The following is an 18,609-nucleotide window of genomic DNA, read 5'->3' on the forward strand; positions in this document are numbered from 1 at the left end:
CTCCGAGTGGAGTTCACACGCGTGGATCATGCCGAGCTTTTCGTGGGCGACGCGGCGCTCTCCGCCTACTTCTTCTGTCACGCGTTCGGCTTCCGGATGGTGGCCAGCGGCGGACCGGAGACGGGGTTGGCGGGCCGTCGCTCCTTCGTGCTCGAGCAGGGAGACGCGCGGCTGGTCGTCACCTCCGCGCTGGGCGCCGGCGGAGAAGTGGCCGCGTACGTACGGACTCACGGCGATGGCGTGCGCGACATCGCGCTGGCGACGCCGGACGTGCACAAGGCCTTTCGCGAGGCGGTGAGCCGGGGCGCCCGCGGGGTGTCCGAGCCCTTCGTCCACGAAGCCAATGGCCAGCGCGTGGTCAAGGCCACCATCTCCGGACCCGGCACTTGGGTGCACTCGCTCATCCAGCGTGACACTCCGTCAGGCGCGTTCCTCCCGGGAGCGTATCTGCCGGTGGACGCGGGGCCCTCGGGAGCGGCGCTGTTCTCCGGAGTGGACCACCTCGCCTTCGCGCTGGAGCGGGGCCAGTTGCTCGACACGGTGGGCTTCTACGTGGACGTGCTCGGCTTCGAGCAGACCCACCAGGAGGACGTGCGCACCGAGTACAGCGGCATGAGCTCCCGAGTGGTGCAGGCCGCGAAGGGCCGGGTGTGCTTCCCGCTGCAGGAGCCCGTCTCCGGCGCGCGACGGGGGCAGCTCGAGGACTTCATCGACGCCCACGGCGGCGCGGGCGTGCAGCACCTGGCCTTCCTCGCGGACGACATCTCCCGCGCGGTGGACGGGCTCACCCAGCGCGGCGTGAAGCTGCTCGACGCGCCCCGGGGGTACTACGAAGGGCTGGAGACACGCCTGGGCTCGCTGGGCCCGTTCCGGCGGGAGCTGCTCCAGGAGCGCAACATCCTGATGGACCGGGACGCCTGGGGCGTGCTGTTGCAGGTCTTCACCCGCTCCCAGCACGCGCGGCGCACCCTCTTCTTCGAGGTCATCCAGCGCCAGCAGGCCCGGGGCTTCGGAGGCGCCAACATCCAGGCGCTCTACGCGGCGAAGGAACAGGAAGCGGCGCGCGCGGCGGGCTGAATCTCGCCCGCCGCGGGCATGACGTCACGTCACTTCCGGGGCTCCAGCGTCATCGGCAGCCCGCCGTGGGGCAACAGGGAGATGCCTGGATAGATGTTCACCTTCCGCCCGGGAATGGCGCGGAGGCGGTAGCGCTGGGAGACCATCGCCAGCACGAGCGCGCCGAACATCAGCGACAGGTTGTTGCCGATGCAGATGTGCTGGCCCGCGCCGAACGGCAGGTAGGCGAACTTGTGGCGCGCGCCGCGCGGCTCGGGGGCGAAGCGGTCCGGGTCGAACTTCTCCGGCGACGGCCAGAACTCCGGATGCCGGTGCAGCACGTAGGGGATGGCCATGACCACCGAGCCCGGCGCCACGGGGTAGCCGCCCAGCGTGTCCGCCTCCTTGGCCACTCGCGGCAGGCGCCAGGCCGTGGGATACAGGCGGAGCGTCTCCTCGAACACCTGGGTGGCGTAGCGCAGGCGCGGCAGGTCCTCCAGCGTCGGCGCCCTTCCTCCGAGCACCGCCGCGCTCTCCGACGCCAGCTTGTCGGCGATTTCGGGATGGGTCGACAGCAGGTGCCACGCCCACGCCAGCGCGGCTCCCGGGCCCTCGTTGCCGGAGAAGAGGTTCATGAACTCGTCACGAAGCTCCTTGTCCGTCATGCCCTCGCCGGTGTCGCGGTCCTTCGCGGCCACCATCATGGACATGATGTCGTCCTCGGGGCCGCCTTCCTTGCGCCGGGCGATGACCTCCTTCGCCTTGCGGTTGAGCTGGCGCAGCGTGGCGAAGAAGTCCGCCCATTTCTTCTTGTAGATGGGCAGCCGCTCCAGCTTCAGGAGCCGGTACAGGAGCGAGCCGCGGTCGTTCATCGTCCACATCATCCGGCGGATGGCCTCCGCCATCGGCTCGTCGGGCTCTTCTGAATACAGCGCCCGCGTCGTCATCCGCAGCGAGAGCACCCCCATCTCCTCCGCGATGTCGAACCGCCGCCCCGGCTTGTCCGCCACCTCCCAGTGGTTCAGCTTGCGCTGGATGAGGTCCACCATGCCCGCCAGCAGGCCGGTCAGCCGCTCCCGGTGGAAGGCGGGCTGCACGAGCCTCCGCTGCCGCCTCCAGTAGTTCCCCTCGCTCACGAAGAGCCCGTTGCCCAGGAAGGGGTCATCCACCAGCTCCGGCTTGGAGTAGTTGGGGGCGTTTTCCGTGAGGAAATAACGGACGTGGTCCGGATGACTCACCATGTAGGTCGCGTGGGCGCCCAACCGGAAGCGGACCACGTCGCCGTGCGCCCTGAAACCATCGACGAAGAGACCCAATGGGTCGGTCTCATGTCGCAGGATGTTGCCCCAGATGGGAAGCCCCCGGGGACCCGGGGGGTACGACGAAACTTGAGTCGAAGCCATGCGGTCTCGCGAGCGAAGCGTACCAGTTTATCAGAAGTGCCTGACCCCCTGACAAACCAAGGAGTTAGCGCCGTTCGAGGCTGACTAGACATTCCAGATAAAACAAGGGATGAAGCCAGAGGGCATGCTTCACCTCCGACCTAATTTTCCTCGTTCACGGCTCCCGGTACCGGTGCCGTGCCCCCGTGCGGTAGCGGGTTCCTCGCGGCAGACCGGGGGGAGCACCGCGGCCGCGCCCCTCGCGAGGCGGATTGTCGAATCCGCCCGCTGTTGAGGGTCGAGGACTTCACCAGCCAACTGGACTGAAGCGGTCCCAGGAGCGGCCTACTCCTCGGGCCCGCGGAACCCACTTCGCGAGCCGTCCGCCTGGGAGCAGGGATGAAACAGCGCAACGAGCCGTCACCGGGTGACTTCCCCCACCTCGTGGATCTGCTGTGCCACCGCGCGCAGACACAGGGTGATTCGCTGCTGTATCGCTTCCTGGAATCGGGCGATGTCGACGGCCCCACCGAGGAGTGGAGCTACGCGCGGCTGGACACGCGCGCCAGGGCGCTGGGCGCGCTGCTGGAAGCCTCGGGGGCTCGGGGGCAGCGTGCGCTGCTGCTGTATGCGCCCGGCATGGAATTCGTCGCGGGCTTCATGGGCTGTCTCTACGGCGGCGTGGTGGCGGTCCCCTGTTACCCGCCAGATCCAACGCGCCTGGAGCGCACCCTGCCCCGCCTGCGCGCCATCGCCCAGGACTGCGGCGCGCGTTACGTGCTCACCACCAGCTTCATCCTGGAGATGTCGGAGCTGTTCACGCCCCAGGCGCCGGAGCTGGCGGAGCTGAAGTGGCTGGCCAGTGACGCGGTGCCGGAGGCTCAGGCCGCGGACTGGCGCCGTCCTGATTTGGAGGGCGGCACGCTGGCGTTCCTCCAGTACACGTCAGGCTCCACGGGTAATCCCAAGGGGGTGATGGTGAGCCACGCCAACATCCTCCACAACGAGGCACTCATCTCCCGAGGGTTCGGGCTGGATGCGTCGCGCTCGTCGGGGATGGGCTGGCTGCCCATGTTCCACGACATGGGGCTCATCGGAAAAGTGCTGCAGCCGATGTACCTCGGCTTCCCCTGTACGCTGATGTCGCCCATCTCCTTCCTGCAGCGCCCGCTGCGGTGGCTGGAGGCCATCTCCCACTTCCAGGCGACGTGCAGCGGCGGGCCCAACTTCGCCTACGACTTGTGCGTGAGGAAGGCGACCGCTGAGGACCGGGCGAAGCTGAAGCTGGGGAGCTGGGACCTGGCCTTCAACGGCGCGGAGCCGGTGCGGCGCGAGACGCTGGAGCGCTTCGCCGACGCCTTCGCTCCCTGTGGCTTCAAGAGCACGTCGTTCTATCCCTGCTACGGCCTGGCGGAGGCCACGCTCATCGTCACGGGTGGCACGCAGGGCGAGCCCGTCGTGCACGGTCGCTTCACCGCGGAGGCGTTGGAGCAGGGCCGCGCGGAGGCTCCGACCGAGGCCACCGACAACGCGCGCGTGCGCACGCTGGTGGGCGCGGGAATCAGCGCCCCTGACCAGCGGGTTCTGATCGTCCATCCCGAGACGCGCGAGCCGCTGGGCGCGAATGCCGTGGGCGAGGTGTGGGTGTCGGGTCCGAGCGTGGCGCAGGGGTACTGGTCACGGCCCGAGGAGACGGCGCACGCCTTCGGGGCGCGGCTGGCCTCGGGCGAAGGTCCGTTCCTGCGCACCGGAGACCTGGCCTTCCTGTCGCCCGAAGGGCAGCTCTTCGTCACCGGCCGGCTCAAGGACCTGCTCATCATCCGGGGCCGCAACCTGTACCCCCAGGATTTGGAGCTGGAGGCGGAGCGCGCGCACCGCGCCATTCGCGCCGGCTGCTGCGCGGCCTTCAGCGTGGACGTGGAGGGCGAGGAGAAGCTGGTGCTCGCGGCCGAGGTGGATATCCGCGACGGCTTCGACGCCTCCGCGGTCGTCTCAGCCGTGCGTCGCGCGTGCGCCGAGCAGCACGCGGTCCACGCGCATGGCGTGGTGCTGCTCGTGGCGCGCAGCATCCCCAAGACGTCCAGCGGGAAGATTCAGCGCCGGGCGACGAAGGCGGCCTATCTGGCGGGCGAGCTGGAAGTCGTCGAGGCCTCCGTGACGGAGCCCGAGGCGATTGAAGTGCCCGCGGCGCCGACGCGTCCCCTGAAGGAGACGCTCGCGCTGGCGGCCGAGTCGGAGCGCGCCGCGCACGTCCAGGACTACCTGCGCTATGCGGTAGCGCGCACGCTGCGCATGGACGCCGCGAAGCTGCCGGGCCACACGGAGCTGGCGAGCCTGGGACTCGACTCGCTGATGGTGCTGGAGCTGCACGGCCAGTTGGAGTCGGAGCTGGGCGTGGCCCTGCCCGCCGCCTTCCTCTGGATGAGCCCGACGCTGGACGCCGCCGCCGCGAAGCTGCTGGAGGCGTGGCAGGGCATCCGGCCGGAGACCTCGCTTGTCGCGCCGCCGCTCACCGCGGGGCCTCGCGAGGGTGAGCTGCCCCTGTCGTCGGGCCAGCTCCGCCTGTGGTTCCTGGACCGGCTGGTGCCGGACAGCGCGCTCTACAACCTCCACTTCCAGTTGCGGCTCACCGGCCCCCTGGACGCGCAGGCCCTGGGACGCAGCCTGGACGCGCTGCTGGCGCGGCACCCCACGCTGAGCGCGGGCTTCCCCGAGGTGGACGGACAGCCGCGCCTGGTGACACGCGCGCCCGCGCCGCTGGCGCTTCCCCGCTTCGACCTGCGCGCGCTGGAGTCCGAGGCCCGCGCCTCGGAGCTGCGGCGGCTGTCGCTGGAGCAGTCGCGCGAGCCCTTCCGCCTGTCCGAGGGCCCCTCCGTGCGCGCCTCGCTGGTGGCCCTGGGTGAGCACGAGCACGTGCTGCTGATGACCCAGCACCACATCGCCACGGATGGCTGGTCCATCGGCGTGCTGGCGCGTGAGCTGGCGGCGCTGTACCGGGCACAGGTCTCCGGAACAGGCGCCGAGCTGCCGCTCCCCACCCTCCAGTACACGGACTTCGCGCGGTGGCAGCAGGGCCTGGGCGCGCGGCTCGACGGGCAGCGGGCGTATTGGGGCAAGCAGCTCGCGGGCCTGTCGCGCCTGGAGCTGCCCACCGACTTCCCCCGTCCCCGGGAGCCGGGCTTCCAGGGCGCTCTGCACCGGCTCACGCTGGAGCGTTCGCTGGTGGAGTCGCTGCGCGCGCTGGGGCGTCGCGAGGGCTGCACGCTCTTCGTCACGCTGACGGCGGCATGGACGGCGCTCCTGCACCGCTACAGCGGCCAGGAAGACTTCGGCGTGGGCACCGTGGTGGCGAACCGCGAGCGCCCTGAGCTGCGCGACGTCGTGGGCTTCTTCGCGCACACGCTCGTGCTGCGGGCGAACGTGTCGGGGCAGCCGTCCTTCCGCGAGCTGCTCGCGCGGACTCGGCAGACCTTCCACGAGGCGCTGTCCCACGCGGACCTCCCCTTCGAGGAAGTCGTCGGCGCGGCGCGGGCTCCTCGCGGTGGCGCGGACAACCCGCTGTTCCAGACGGCGCTGTTGCTGGAGGCGTTGCCTCCCACGGACCTGACGGTGCCGGGCATGCAGTGGCAGCCGGTGTTGCCGGTGCCGGACGGCGCGGTGGAGGGCACGTCGAAGTTCGACCTCCAGCTGTCGCTCGCGGAGACGGCGGACGGCCTCGCCGGTGCGCTCGAGTACCGCACGGACCTCTTCACGGCCGCCACCGTGGCGCGCCTGGCGAAGCACCTGGAGACGCTGCTGCGCGCGGCGGTGGACACGTCCGAGACGCGGGTGGAGGACCTGCCCCTGCTCGACGCCGTGGAGACGCGGCGGCTGCTGGTGGACTGGAACGAGCTGACGCCTTCGGCCCCCGAGGACGCGGCGGCGTGCATCCACGCGCAGTTCCGCGCCCAGGCGGCGAAGACGCCCGACGCCGTGGCCGTGGTGGGTGACGACGCGGCGCTCACGTACGCGGAGCTGGACGCGCGCTCCAACGCGCTGGCGTGGCACCTGCGGACGCTGGGCGTGGGGCCCGAGGTGCGGGTGGGCCTGTGCCTGGAGCGCTCGGCGGCCATGGTCGTCGCGATGATGGGCGTGCTCAAGGCTGGCGGCGCCTACGTGCCGCTGGACCCGGACTATCCCCGCGAGCGACTGGCGTACATGCTCGAGGACTCGGGCGCGACGGTGCTGCTCACGGAGACGCACCTGGAAGGCACCGTGCCCGCGGGACGCGCTCGCGTCGTTCCGCTGGAGAGCGTGGCGCTGACGGCCGGCGCGGGGCGCGATGCGCCTCCTCCTTCCGGCATGGGCCCGGCGAACCTCGCGTACGTCATCTACACGTCCGGCTCCACGGGGCGCCCCAAGGGCGTCATGGTGCCCCATGGCGGCGTGGCCAACTTCTTCACCGCGATGGATGCGCGCATCGGCGACCAGCCCGCGGGTGCGTGGCTGGCCGTCACCAGCATCTCCTTCGACATCTCCGTGCTGGAGCTGCTGTGGACGCTCACGCGCGGCTTCAAGGTGGTGGTGCAGGGCGACGGCGCGTCAATCAAAGCGCCCGCGCGGGCCTCCGCGTCGAAGCGCAAGCCGATGGAGATGAGCCTCTTCTACTTCGCGGATGACGCGGAGGCGGCGTCGGGAGACCGCTACCGGTTGCTGCTGGAGGGCGCGAAGTTCGCGGACCGCCATGGCTTCGCGGCGGTGTGGACGCCGGAGCGCCACTTCCACGCCTTCGGCGGCCTGTACCCCAGCCCCTCTGTCGCGAGCGCCGCCATCGCCGCGGTGACGGAGCGCGTGGCCATCCGCGCCGGCAGCGTCGTGTTGCCCCTGCACCACCCGGTCCGCGTGGCCGAGGAGTGGGCGCTGGTGGACAACATCTCCCGAGGCCGAGTGGGCATCTCCGTCGCCTCCGGCTGGCACGCGAACGACTTCGTCTTCGCGCCCGAGCGCTACGAGAAGCGCCGCGAGCTGATGCTGGAGGGACTGGAGACGGTGCGTCGCCTCTGGCGCGGTGAGACGCTGCGCATGACGGGCGGCGCGGGCGCGCAGGTGGACGTGACGCTGCGGCCCCGCCCGGTGCAGAAGGAGCTGCCGGTGTGGCTCACGGCGGCGGGCAACCCGGAGACGTTCCTCACCGCGGGCAAGCTGGGCTGCCACGTCCTCACCCACCTGCTGGGACAGACGTGGGAGGACCTGGAGAAGAAGCTGGTCCTCTACCGTGACGCCTGGCGCGCCGCGGGCCACGCGGGTGACGGCCACGTCACGCTGATGCTCCACACCTTCATCGGCGAGGACGCCGCCCAGGTGCGCTCGGTGGTGGAGAAGCCCTTCCGCGACTACCTGCGCAGCTCCGCGGACCTGATGCGAGGCCTGGGGCAGACGCTGGGCGTGGACCTGAACACGGCGACCGAGGCCGATCTGGATCGGCTGGCGGCGCAGGCGTTCGAGCGTTACTTCGAGACGAGCGGTTTGTTCGGCACCCCGCGCTCCGTGCGTGAGCAGATGGAGCGGCTGCGTTCGCTGGGCGTGGACGAGGTGGGCTGCCTCATCGACTTCGGAATCCCCGCGGACACCGTGCTGGCCAGCCTGCCCCTGCTCCTCGAGGTGAAGCTCCAGGCGGACCGCGAGGGCCGTCGCTCCGGCACCGCGCGCTCCATTCCGCTCAACCTGCGCGAGCACGCCGTCACGCACCTGCAATGCACGCCGTCGCTGGCGCGCGCGCTGATGGCCGAGCCCGAGTCCACCGAGGCGGTGGGCGGGCTGCACCGGCTGATGGTCGGCGGCGAGGCCCTCCCCTCCTCCCTCGGCGCATCGCTGCGGCAGGTGCTGGGCGAGGGCTCGCGGCTGCTCAACATGTACGGCCCCACGGAGACGACCATCTGGTCGTCCACGCACGACGTGCGCGACGAGTCCGCGCCGGTGGTTTCCATCGGCACGCCGTTCCTGAGGACGCAGTTCTACCTGCTCGACGCGCGGATGCGCCCGGTGCCGGTGGGCGTGCCCGGGGAGTTGTTCATCGGTGGCGCGGGCGTGGTGCGCGGCTACCTGGCGCGTCCGGAGCTGACGGCGGAGCGCTTCCTGCCGGACCCGTTCTCCCGCGAGCCGGGCGCGCGGCTGTACCGCACGGGCGACAGGGCGCGCTGGCGCGAAGACGGCACGGTGGAGTTCCTGGGCCGCGTGGACCACCAGCTCAAGGTGCGTGGCTTCCGCATCGAGGCGGGTGAAATCGAGGCGGTGCTCAGCGCCAGGCCGGAGGTGCGCGAAGCCGTCGTGGTGGCCCGCGAGGACACGCCGGGCGACGTGCGACTGGTGGCGTATGTGGTGCAGCGTGACGGCCACGCCATCGACGCGGCCGCGCTGCGCGACGCGGTGGCGCAGCGACTGCCCGAGCACATGGTGCCGTCGCTGGTGGTGGAGCTGCCGGCGCTGCCCCTCACGCCCAACGGCAAGGTGGACCGCAAGGCCCTGCCCGCGCCCACGGCGACGCGGGCCTCGCGCGCGGCCTTCGTGGCGCCGCAGGGCCAGTTGGAGCAGCAGATCTCCGACATCTGGAAGGAAGTGCTCAAGGTCGAGCAGGTCGGCGTGAACGACAACTTCTTCGACCTGGGTGGCCACTCGCTCCTGATGGTGCAGGTGCACACCCGACTCAAGGCGGTGCTCGGTGGGGAGCTGCCGCTGCTCAAGCTGTTGGAGCATCCCACCGTCAGCGCGCTCGCCCGTTTCGTGCGTCAGGGAACTCCGGCCGGGGCTTCCTCGGTGGAGACGGCGCAGGACCGGGCGAAGCGTCAGCTGGAGAGTCTGAAGCGGCAACAGCAACGGGCACGGAAACAGGGGTAGGACCATCATGGGGCAACAGCGGGAGTACCAGGGGGACGTGGGGCTGGCGGTGGCCATCGTCGGCATGGCCGTGCGCGTTCCTGGTGCCGAGGACGTGGACGCGTTCTGGCGCCTGCTGCGCGAAGGCGTGGAAGGCATCACCTTCTTCTCCGACGACGCGCTCAAGTCCCTGGGTGTTGACCCTTCGTTCCTGGCCAACCCCCACTTCGTCCGCGCGGCGCCGGTGCTGGAGCGACCGGCCCGCTTCGACGCGGGCTTCTTCGGCTACGCCCCTCGCGAGGCGGAGCTGTTGGACCCCCAGCACCGCGTCTTCCTGGAGTGTGTCTGGAAGGCGCTGGAGAACGCGGGCTATGCGCCGGGGCGAATCCCCGGAACGACGGGCCTCTACGCGGGCTCCAGCCTCAGCAGCTACCTGCTCTTCAACCTGCTCTCACGCGCGGAGTTCCAGCAGGCCGAGGACACCTTCCCGGCCATGGTGGCCAACGACAAGGACTTCCTCGCCACGCGCGTGGCCTATCACCTGGACTTCAAGGGCCCGGCGCTGACGGTGCAGACGGGTTGCTCCACGTCGCTGGTGGCCACGCACCTCGCCTGCCAGTCGCTGCTCGGCTACCAGTGTGACGTGGCGCTCGCGGGTGGCGTGTCCGTGCACATGCCGCAGCGCACCGGCTACCACTACCAGGAAGGTGGCATCACCTCTCCGGACGGCCACTGCCGCGCGTTCGACGCGAAGGGCCAGGGCACGCTCTTCGGCAGCGGCGCGGGCGTGGTGGTGCTCAAGCGCCTGGAGGACGCGCTCAACGACGGCGACACCATCCACGCCGTCATCCGCGCATCCGCCATCAACAACGACGGCGCGATGAAGGTCGGCTTCACCGCGCCCGGCGTGGAGGGCCAGGTGGAGGTCATCGCCCGGGCCCAGGCCATCGCGGAGGTGGCGCCGGACTCCATCGGCTACGTGGAGGCGCACGGCACCGCCACGCCGCTCGGAGACCCCATCGAGGTGCAGGCGCTCGACACCGTGTTCCGCGCCGGCACCGACAAGCGTGGGTTCTGCGGGCTCGGCTCGGTGAAGACGAACGTGGGCCACCTGGACGCGGCCGCGGGCGTGACGGGGCTGGTGAAGACGGTGCTCTCGCTGGAGCACGGGGAGCTGCCGCCCAGCCTGAACTACGAGGCGCCCAACCCGCGCATCGACTTCGCCAACAGCCCCTTCTACGTCAACACCGCGCTCAAGGCCTGGCCCGAGGGCGCCACGCCGCGCCGCGCGGGCGTCAGCTCGTTCGGCATCGGCGGCACCAACGCGCACGTCATCCTGGAGGAGGCTCCGTTCGTCCGGCCGGGAGACTCGGCGCGCGCGTGGCAGCTCCTGGTGCTCTCCGCCCGGACGCAGACGGCGCTGGAGAAGCAGACCACCTCCCTTCTGGAGCACTTGAAGACGCACCCCGAGCAGTCGCTCGCGGACGTCGCCTGGACGCTGCAGATGGGCCGCAAGGCGCTGGACCTCCGGCGCGTGCTGGTGTGCCGCGACCGCGACGACGCCGTGCGCGTGCTGGAGACGAGGGACCCGCAGCGGCTGTTCACGCTCGCGCCCGGCTCCGCCACGACGTCGGCGGTCTTCATGTTCCCCGGCGGCGGCGCGCAGTACCCGGACATGGGCCGGGGCCTCTACGACGCGGAGCCCGCGTTCCGCGAAGCGGTGGACCAGTGCTTCGCGCTCTTGCGCCCCCGGCTGGGCTTCGACCTGAAGCCCGTCATGTACCCGGACGCGGCCAATGCGGCGAACGCGAGCCAGCGTCTCAAGCGGACTTCGCTGGCGCTGCCCGCGCTGTTCACCGTCGAGTACGCGCTGGCGCGCCTCTGGGAGTCGTGGGGCGTGAAGCCCGAGGCCGTCATCGGCCACAGCCTGGGTGAGTACACGGCGGCCTGCCTCGCGGGCGTGTTCTCGCTGGAGGACGCGCTGGCGCTGGTGGTGCTGCGCGGCAAGCTCTTCGAGGAGCTGCCCGGTGGCGGCATGCTCAGCGTGCCCCTGCCTGAGTCCGAGGTGCGGCCCCTGCTTGGGGAGACGCTGTCCCTGGCGGCGGTGAACGGGCCCTCGCAGTGCGCGGTCGCCGGCACGGTGGAGGCCGTCGAGGCCCTGGCGGCGGAGCTGACTCGCCGCGAGGTGGAGTTCCGTCACATCCCCATCGACGTGGCGGCGCACTCGCATCTGGTGTCGCCGATTCTCGCGCGCTTCCAGGAGTTCATCGGGACGCTCCAGCGCAACGCGCCCACCCTGCCGTTGATGTCCAACGTCACCGGCACGTGGATGACGCCCGAGGAAGCGACGGACCCGGCGTACTGGACGCGTCACCTGCGGCAGACGGTGCGCTTTGGCGACGGCATCCGCACGCTGGCGGAGACTCCCCACCGCGTGTACCTGGAGGTCGGCCCTGGCCGCACGCTGAGCACGCTCGCGCGACTCCAGCTCACCGGCCCCCAGGCGCCTCCCGTCCTCCCTTCGCTGCGCCATCCGCAGGACCCGGTGCCCGACGAGGAGCTGCTCACCGCCACGCTCGGCAAGCTCTGGGCGGCGGGAATCGACGTCGACTGGAACGGCGTGCGCGGCGAGAAGCGGCGCCTGCGCGTTCCCCTGCCCACCTATCCCTTCGAGGGACAGGACTACTGGCTCGCGCCTGAAGCGCCCTCCACGCAGCGACGAGGCGCGACGCGCAAGACGACGGACGTCGGCGGCTGGTTCTACGTGCCCTCGTGGAAGCGCGCGCCGTTGCCCCTGCCTCGCGCGGGCGCCAGCACGACACGCGACTGGGTCGTGTTCCTGGATGCGGGCGGCGTCGGCGAGTCCCTGGCCACGCGACTGGAGAGCGCCGGTCACCGCGTGGCGCGTGTGTCGCGCGGCGCTCGGCTCCAGGAACTGGGCGAGTACCACTTCAGCATGGACCCCGTGGACACGCAGGAGCCCTCGTTCCTGCTGCTGGCCCTGAAGGCGAAGGACTTCAAGGTGGAGCGCATCGTCCACTTGTGGAGCCTGGATGGGCTCGACGGCGCCGAGCACGAGTCGGCCGAGTCGCGCTTCGAGCAACTGCAAGAGCGCGGGTTCCATCCCCTGCTGCGGCTCACGCGCGCGCTGGCGGAGGAATCCCTCCCCGGCCCCGTGGAGCTGACGGTGGTGGGACGCGGGGCGTTCGACGTGGAGAGCACGGACGAAGTCGTTCCCGAGCACGCCACCCTGCCCGCGCTGTGCAAGGTGATTCCGCAGGAGCACGACACCCTGGCCTGCCGTTACGTGGACCTGGGCCATGGCGGAGTGTCGACGGCCGCGAACGCCCTGCTGCGCGAGCTCACCTCCGACACGAAGGAGCCCGTGGTCGCCTGGCGCGGGACGCACCGGCTGGCGCAGACGCATGAGCCGCTGCGGCTGGAGCAGGATGCCCTGGCGGCGCAGCCCTTCAAGGCCCGGGGCGTGTACCTCATCACCGGTGGCCTGGGTGGCGTCGGCCTGCTGCTCGCGCGGTACCTGGCGAGCGCCCATCAAGCCCGGCTCATCCTGGTGAGCCGCGCGGGGTTGGAGGTGGACCCGGGCGGCCACAAGCAGCGCGCGGTGCGTGAGCTGGAAGCGGCGGGCGCGGAGGTGCTGGTGGTCCGCGCCGACGTGGCGGACGAGTCACGGCTGAGCCTGGCGCTCGCGGAGGCGGACGTTCGCTTCGGCGCGGTGGACGGAGTGATTCACGCGGCGGGCCTCGCGGGTGAAGGCGCGGTGGCGCTTCTCTCCGGACTGGACGCCGCCGCTTGCGCTCCCCACTTCCGGGCGAAGGTCCATGGCACCTACGCGCTGGAGCGCGCGCTGACGGGCCGGTCGCTGGACTTCGTGCTGTTGGTGTCCTCCAACGCGGCGGTGCTCGGAGGCCTGGGGCTCGCGGCGTATGGCGCGGCGAATGCGTTCCTGGATGCCTTCGCCGTCTCGCGTTCGCGCGAGGGGTCGACGCGGTGGCTGAGCACCAACTGGGACGGCTGGCCCGGCATGGACGAGGTGACGCGCGAGGTCCGCACGAGCATCGACGTGTTCGCCATGTCTCCGACCGAGGCGGTGGAGGCCTTCCGCCGCGTGGTGGAATCCCCTTTGAGCGGACAGGTGGTGGTGTCCACCGGCGACCTCGTGTCACGCGTCGCGCGGTGGGTGCGGGGAGAGGGCGCGGGGAAGCAGGCGGACGCGGCGGGTGGCGCGACGCATGAGCGGCCCCAGCTCGGCACCGAGTACGTGGCGCCGACGGATGACGTGGAGCTGGCGCTGGCGAAGGTGTGGCAGGAGCAGCTCGGACTGGCGCAACTGGGCATCCACGACAACTTCTTCGACCTCGGTGGCAACTCGCTGCTGTGGCTCAAGATTGTCGGTCGCCTGAAGCGTGAGCTGGGGCGCGACGTTCCCCTCACCTCCGTGTTCGAGGCGCCCACCGTGGCCGCGCTGGCGAAGCGGCTGGGGAGTCTGCCGGCTCCGGAGGATGCCCCCACCTTCGAGGCGAGTCAGAACCGGGGAGCCCAGCGCAGGGAGCGGCGCAGTCGCCGTGAGTAGAGCAGCGAAGGAGCGGATGACGTGGACGTGAAGCAGCCGGAAGACATCGACAACGCAGACCTCGCCATCATCGGCATGTCCGGGCGCTTTCCAGGCGCACGCGACACGGCCGAGTTCTGGGCGAACGTGCGCGGCGGCGTGGAGTCCATCCGCTTCTTCACCCCCGAGGAGTGTCTCGCGGCCGGAGTCCCCCCGGAGCTGGTGGCGGACCCCGACTACGTGCGCGCGGCGGCGGTGCTGCCGGAGCCCGAGTCCTTCGACGCCGCGTTCTTCGACATGCCGCCCCGCGAGGCGGAGCTGACAGACCCTCAGCACCGCGTCTTCCTGGAGGTCTGCTGGGAGGCGCTGGAGCACGCGGGCTACTCGCCGCGCGACTACCCGGGCGCCATCTCCGTGTATGGCGGGGCCACGCTCAACACGTACTTGCTGATGAACCTGGCGCGCAATCCCCGCGTGCTGGAGTCCGTGGAGCCGGTGCAGGTGAACATCGGCAACGGCACCGACTTCCTGGCCACCCGCGTCTCGTACAAGCTGAACCTCCGAGGCGCCAGCCACGCCGTGCAGAGCGCCTGCTCGACGTCGCTGGTGGCGGTGCACCTGGCCTGCCAGAGCCTGCTCAATGGCGAGTGCGACATGGCGCTCGCGGGCGGCGCCTCCGTCAACGTCAACTTCTTCAACGGCTACCGGCACGCCGAGGGAGGCATGGCGTCTCCCGATGGCCGCTGCCGCCCGTTCGACGCGAAGGCCCGGGGCACGCTGTTCGGCAGTGGCGCGGGCGTCGTGCTGCTGAAGAAGCTGCGCAACGCGGTGCGGGATGGCGACACGGTGCACGCCGTCATCAAGGGCTCGGCCACCAACAACGATGGCGCGCTCAAGGCGGGCTACACCGCTCCGGGCATCGAGGGCCAGTCCCAGGTGGTGGCGGAGACGCTCGCGGCGGCGGGACTGGACGCGGACTCCATCGGCTACGTGGAGGCCCACGGCACCGCGACGCCCCTGGGCGACCCCATCGAGGTGGAAGCGCTCACGCGCGCCTTCCGTTCCTCCACTCAGCGCAGGCGCTTCTGCGCCTTGGGCTCGGTGAAGGGCAACGTGGGCCACCTGGATGCCGCCGCCGGCATCACCGGCCTCATCAAGACGGCCCTGGCCGTGAAGCACGGTGAGCTGCCGCCCAGCCTCCACTACGAGCGGCCCAACCCGGCCATCGACTTCGACGGCAGTCCCTTCTACGTCAACGCGACGCTCAAGCCCTGGCCCGCGGGCGCGCTGCCCCGGCGCGGCGGCGTCAGCTCCTTCGGCGTGGGCGGCACCAACGCGCACGTCGTGCTGGAGCAGGCGCCTCGCACGCCCGACAGCACGGCCTCACGTCGCCCGTGGCACCTGCTGCCGCTGTCCGCGCGCACGCCCTCCGCGCTGGAGGCCAGCACGCGGCGTCTCGCCGAGGCCCTGAAGGCGCAGCCCGACGCGAAGCTCGCGGACGTGGCCTGGACGCTCCAAGCGGGACGCCAGCGTTTCTCGCAGCGGCGCTTCCTGCTCGCGCGAAGCGTGGGCGACGCGGTGGAGGTGCTCTCCCAGGAAGGTGATGCCCGCCTCCACACCGAGTCCCAGGACGCGGTGGAGCGCCCGGTGGCGTTCCTCTTTCCGGGACAGGGCTCGCAGCACGTGGGCATGGGGCGAGCGCTGTATGACGCGGAGCCCGTCTTCCGCGTCGAAGTCCACCGGTGCGCCGAGCTGCTCAAGCCGCATCTGGGCGGGCGCGACTTGCGGGACGTGATGTATCCGAAGTCCGGGGACCCGGCGGAGAACGAGAAGACGCTGGCTCGGACGGAGTTCACCCAGCCGGCGCTGTTCGTCATCGAGTACGCCACCGCGCGCCTCTGGATGTCCTGGGGCGTGAAGCCCGCGGCGATGCTGGGGCACAGCATTGGTGAGTACGTGGCCGCGTGCCTCGCGGGGGTCTTCACGCTGGAGCACGCGCTCCAATTGGTCGCCGCGCGCGGCCGGTTGATGCAGTCGCTGCCCGCCGGCTCCATGCTGGCGGTGCCGCTGAGCGAGGACGAGGTTCGTCCGTATCTCGGAACCGAGCTGAGCCTCGCCGCGGTGAACGCGCCCATGCAGTGCGTGGCCTCCGGGCCGACGGAAGCGGTGGAGAAGCTCAAGCGCCAGCTCGATGAGGCCGGCGTTCGCAGCCACGTGCTCGCCACGTCGCATGCCTTCCACTCGGCGATGATGGACCCCATCCTGGAGGCCTTCACGGCACGCGCGGCGGCCGTGAGCCTTCGTCCGCCCACCCTGCCCTTCGTCTCCAACGTCACCGGGACGTGGATTACGACGGAGCAGGCGACGAGCCCCAAGTATTGGGCCCAGCATCTGCGTGGCGCGGTGCGCTTCGCGGATGGACTGCACGCGCTCCTCTCCGACCCGAAGCGCGTGGTGCTGGAGGCGGGTCCGGGACAGGTGCTCAGTCGACTCACGCGGCGCTATCCGGACGCCACCGCGTCACGTCCGGTGCTCAGCTCGATGCCCTCCTCGCAGGACACCGTGGCCGCCGATGCGCCCCCGCACGCGTACACGACGCTGGGTGGACTCTGGCAGGCCGGCGTCACCGTGGACTGGCGCGGCTTCCACGGTGAGGGGCGTCGCCACCGCATCCCGCTTCCGACCTACCCGTTCGAGCGGAAGCGCTACTGGGTGGAGCCCGACACGAAGCCCAGCGTCGAGGCCGCGCCCGTCGCGAGCGAGACGCTCGGGCTGCCGCTCGCCCAGGCGCCGATGGAGCGCTGGTTCCATGCGCCGTCCTGGAAGCGCGCGCCGCTGCCTCCCGGGCGCACCGCGAAGGCCGCGAACCAGCGCGTCTGGCTGGTCTTCGAGGACGAGTCCTCTCCCACCGACGCACTGCTTGCGCCCGAGCCCGGCGAGGAGCGGATGGTGCTCCGCGTGCGTCCAGGCGCGGGCTTCAGTCACTCTGGGGAATTGAGCTATACCGTGGCGCCGGGCTCGCTGTCGGACCTTCGCGCGCTGACCACCGCGCTGCGGGACGCGGGCCGGCTGCCTGATACCGTGTTGCATCTGTGGAGCCTCACCACGGATGCACCCGCGTCCTTCGCGCAGGTCCAGGCGGGCGGTTACTTCACGCTCGTCGGCCTCGCGAGGGCCCTCGTCGAGCTGACGTCGGAGCGCCCCTGCACTGTCTGGGTGGTGTCCAACCACGTCCACGACGTCACCGGTGATGAGTCACTCCGCGCCGACAAGGCCACGCTGCTCGGCCCCTGCCGGGTGATTCAGCAGGAGCATCCGTTCCTGCGGTTCCACCATGTGGACATGGTGACGAGCCCGGAGGCACGACTCTCCGCCACCAGCCTCCAGGCACTTCGCGCCGAGCTGCGCTCGCTGCCCCGTGAGACGGTGGTGGCGCTGCGCGGTCCGCACCGCTGGGTGCAGGGCCTGGAGCCGCTGCCCCTTCCCGACGTGCCCGCGCCGCATCCGAGCGCGCGCCCCAACGGCGTGTACCTGCTCGTCCATGGCCTCGGCGGCCTGGGTGCGATGAACGGGCGCGCGCTGGCCAGCCTGTCTCCCGGAGCGAAGCTCGTCTGCCTGGAGCCGCTCGGCTTTCCGTCGCGCGACACCTGGGATGCGCACGTCGCCCGTCACGAAGAGAGCGAGACGTGGGCGCAGCGCATCCGCCGCGCGCGGCAGTTGGAGGCCCTGGGCGCGGAGGTGGTGGTGCTGCCCACCGACCTGACGCGACAGGAGTCGTTGCGCGAGGCCATCGATACGACCGTGGCCCGCTTCGGCGCGCTCCATGGCGTGGTGCACGCGGCGTGGCTCCCCAAGGACCAGGTGGCGCGGCTCGTCTCGGAGACGGGGCCCGAGGAGACCGCCTGGCACTTCGACCCGCGTGCGCGTGGACTGGCGCTGCTGGATGCGGTGCTCGGAGACCGGGCGCTGGACTTCCGCGTGGTGGCGTCGTCCATCTCCGCGGTGCTCGGAGGCATGGCCACCGTCGCGCACACCGCTGCGAGCGCCTGGCAGGACGCCTTCGCCCAGGCCGCGTCACATGAAGGACGGCGGTGGCTGAGCCTGGGCTGGGACGTGGTGAAGGTGGAGGACTACGGCGCGCACCCCGGTGCACGCGGTGAGGCCCTGGACCGACTGGCGCTCTCGCCCGAGCAAGGCGCCGAGGCCCTGAGCCGCGCGCTCGCGCATGCCACGGGCCCCTGGCTGGTGGTGTCCACCCACGACGTGGCCGCGCGGCTGTCCCCGGCGCCGCAAGCGCTCGGCACCGAGGACACGCGGGAGGAGCCCGCGGCGCGGCCTCAGCATCCGCGGCCGGCGAACCTGCGCAGCGCCTATGTGGCGCCGACGACGGACATGGAGCGGACGCTCGCCGACCTGTGGCAGCAGACGCTGGGCGTCGCGCCCATCGGCATCCAGGACAACTTCTTCGAGCTGGGCGGCGACTCCCTCATCGCCGTGCAACTCAGTGACCGCCTCAAGCGGCGGCTCAACGTCAGCGTTCCCGCGTCCAGCCTCTACGAGGGTGTCACCGTGAAGGCCCTGGCGGTGCTGCTCCAGCCTCCCGAGGCGGGACCCGGCTCCGCGAACAGCGAGGCTGACGAGCGCGAGTCCGCCGTGCAGCGCCGCAAGCAGAATCTCCAGCGACAGCGCTCCCGTCGCCGTGCGGACGATGAAGAACCGGAGGAAGGCGACTGAGTCGTCGCGGCTCCT

Annotated in this window: 5 protein-coding genes; 4 read left to right on the forward strand and 1 reads right to left on the reverse strand. The window is 71.1% G+C overall.

From position 1 onward, the window contains the following. The first annotated feature begins 21 nt into the window (after positions 1-21). Positions 22-1,077, forward strand: a complete 1,056-nt coding sequence (gene hppD / locus G4D83_RS35755; protein WP_163869376.1) for a 4-hydroxyphenylpyruvate dioxygenase — start codon at positions 22-24, stop codon at positions 1,075-1,077. A gap of 29 nt (positions 1,078-1,106) precedes the next feature. Here the strand turns inward: hppD and G4D83_RS35760 are convergent, their stop codons facing one another. Continuing rightward, positions 1,107-2,459 carry a cytochrome P450 gene (locus tag G4D83_RS35760; protein ID WP_163869377.1) on the reverse strand — a complete coding sequence of 451 codons (1,353 nt, stop codon included), beginning with the start codon at positions 2,457-2,459 and terminating at the stop codon, positions 1,107-1,109. Between the two features lie 378 nt (positions 2,460-2,837). Here G4D83_RS35760 and G4D83_RS35765 point away from each other — a divergent pair, with 378 nt between their 5' ends. From G4D83_RS35765 to G4D83_RS35775, 3 genes are read left to right on the forward strand one after another with little or no spacing between them, the layout of a single operon-like run. Next, positions 2,838-9,311 carry a MupA/Atu3671 family FMN-dependent luciferase-like monooxygenase gene (locus tag G4D83_RS35765; protein WP_163869378.1) on the forward strand — a complete coding sequence of 2,158 codons (6,474 nt, stop codon included), beginning with the start codon at positions 2,838-2,840 and terminating at the stop codon, positions 9,309-9,311. Positions 9,312-9,318: 7 nt separating this feature from the next. Continuing rightward, positions 9,319-13,881 (forward strand): type I polyketide synthase, encoded by a 4,563-nt coding sequence (locus G4D83_RS35770; protein WP_163869379.1) that lies wholly within the window; start codon positions 9,319-9,321, stop codon positions 13,879-13,881. A gap of 21 nt (positions 13,882-13,902) precedes the next feature. Continuing rightward, positions 13,903-18,594 carry a type I polyketide synthase gene (locus G4D83_RS35775; protein WP_163869380.1) on the forward strand — a complete coding sequence of 1,564 codons (4,692 nt, stop codon included), beginning with the start codon at positions 13,903-13,905 and terminating at the stop codon, positions 18,592-18,594. The last annotated feature ends 15 nt before the right edge of the window (positions 18,595-18,609 follow it).

It is taken from the genome of Myxococcus eversor (genome assembly GCF_010894455.1).
In the GTDB taxonomy this organism is placed as follows: Bacteria; Myxococcota; Myxococcia; order Myxococcales; family Myxococcaceae; genus Myxococcus; species Myxococcus eversor.

Coding starts and splice junctions, on each gene's coding strand:
- G4D83_RS35760 (WP_163869377.1), bottom strand. CDS start 2,459: ATGGCTTCGACTCAAGTTTCGTCGTACCCCCCGGGTCCCCGGGGGCTT.
- G4D83_RS35765 (WP_163869378.1), top strand. CDS start 2,838: ATGAAACAGCGCAACGAGCCGTCACCGGGTGACTTCCCCCACCTCGTG.
- G4D83_RS35770 (WP_163869379.1), top strand. CDS start 9,319: ATGGGGCAACAGCGGGAGTACCAGGGGGACGTGGGGCTGGCGGTGGCC.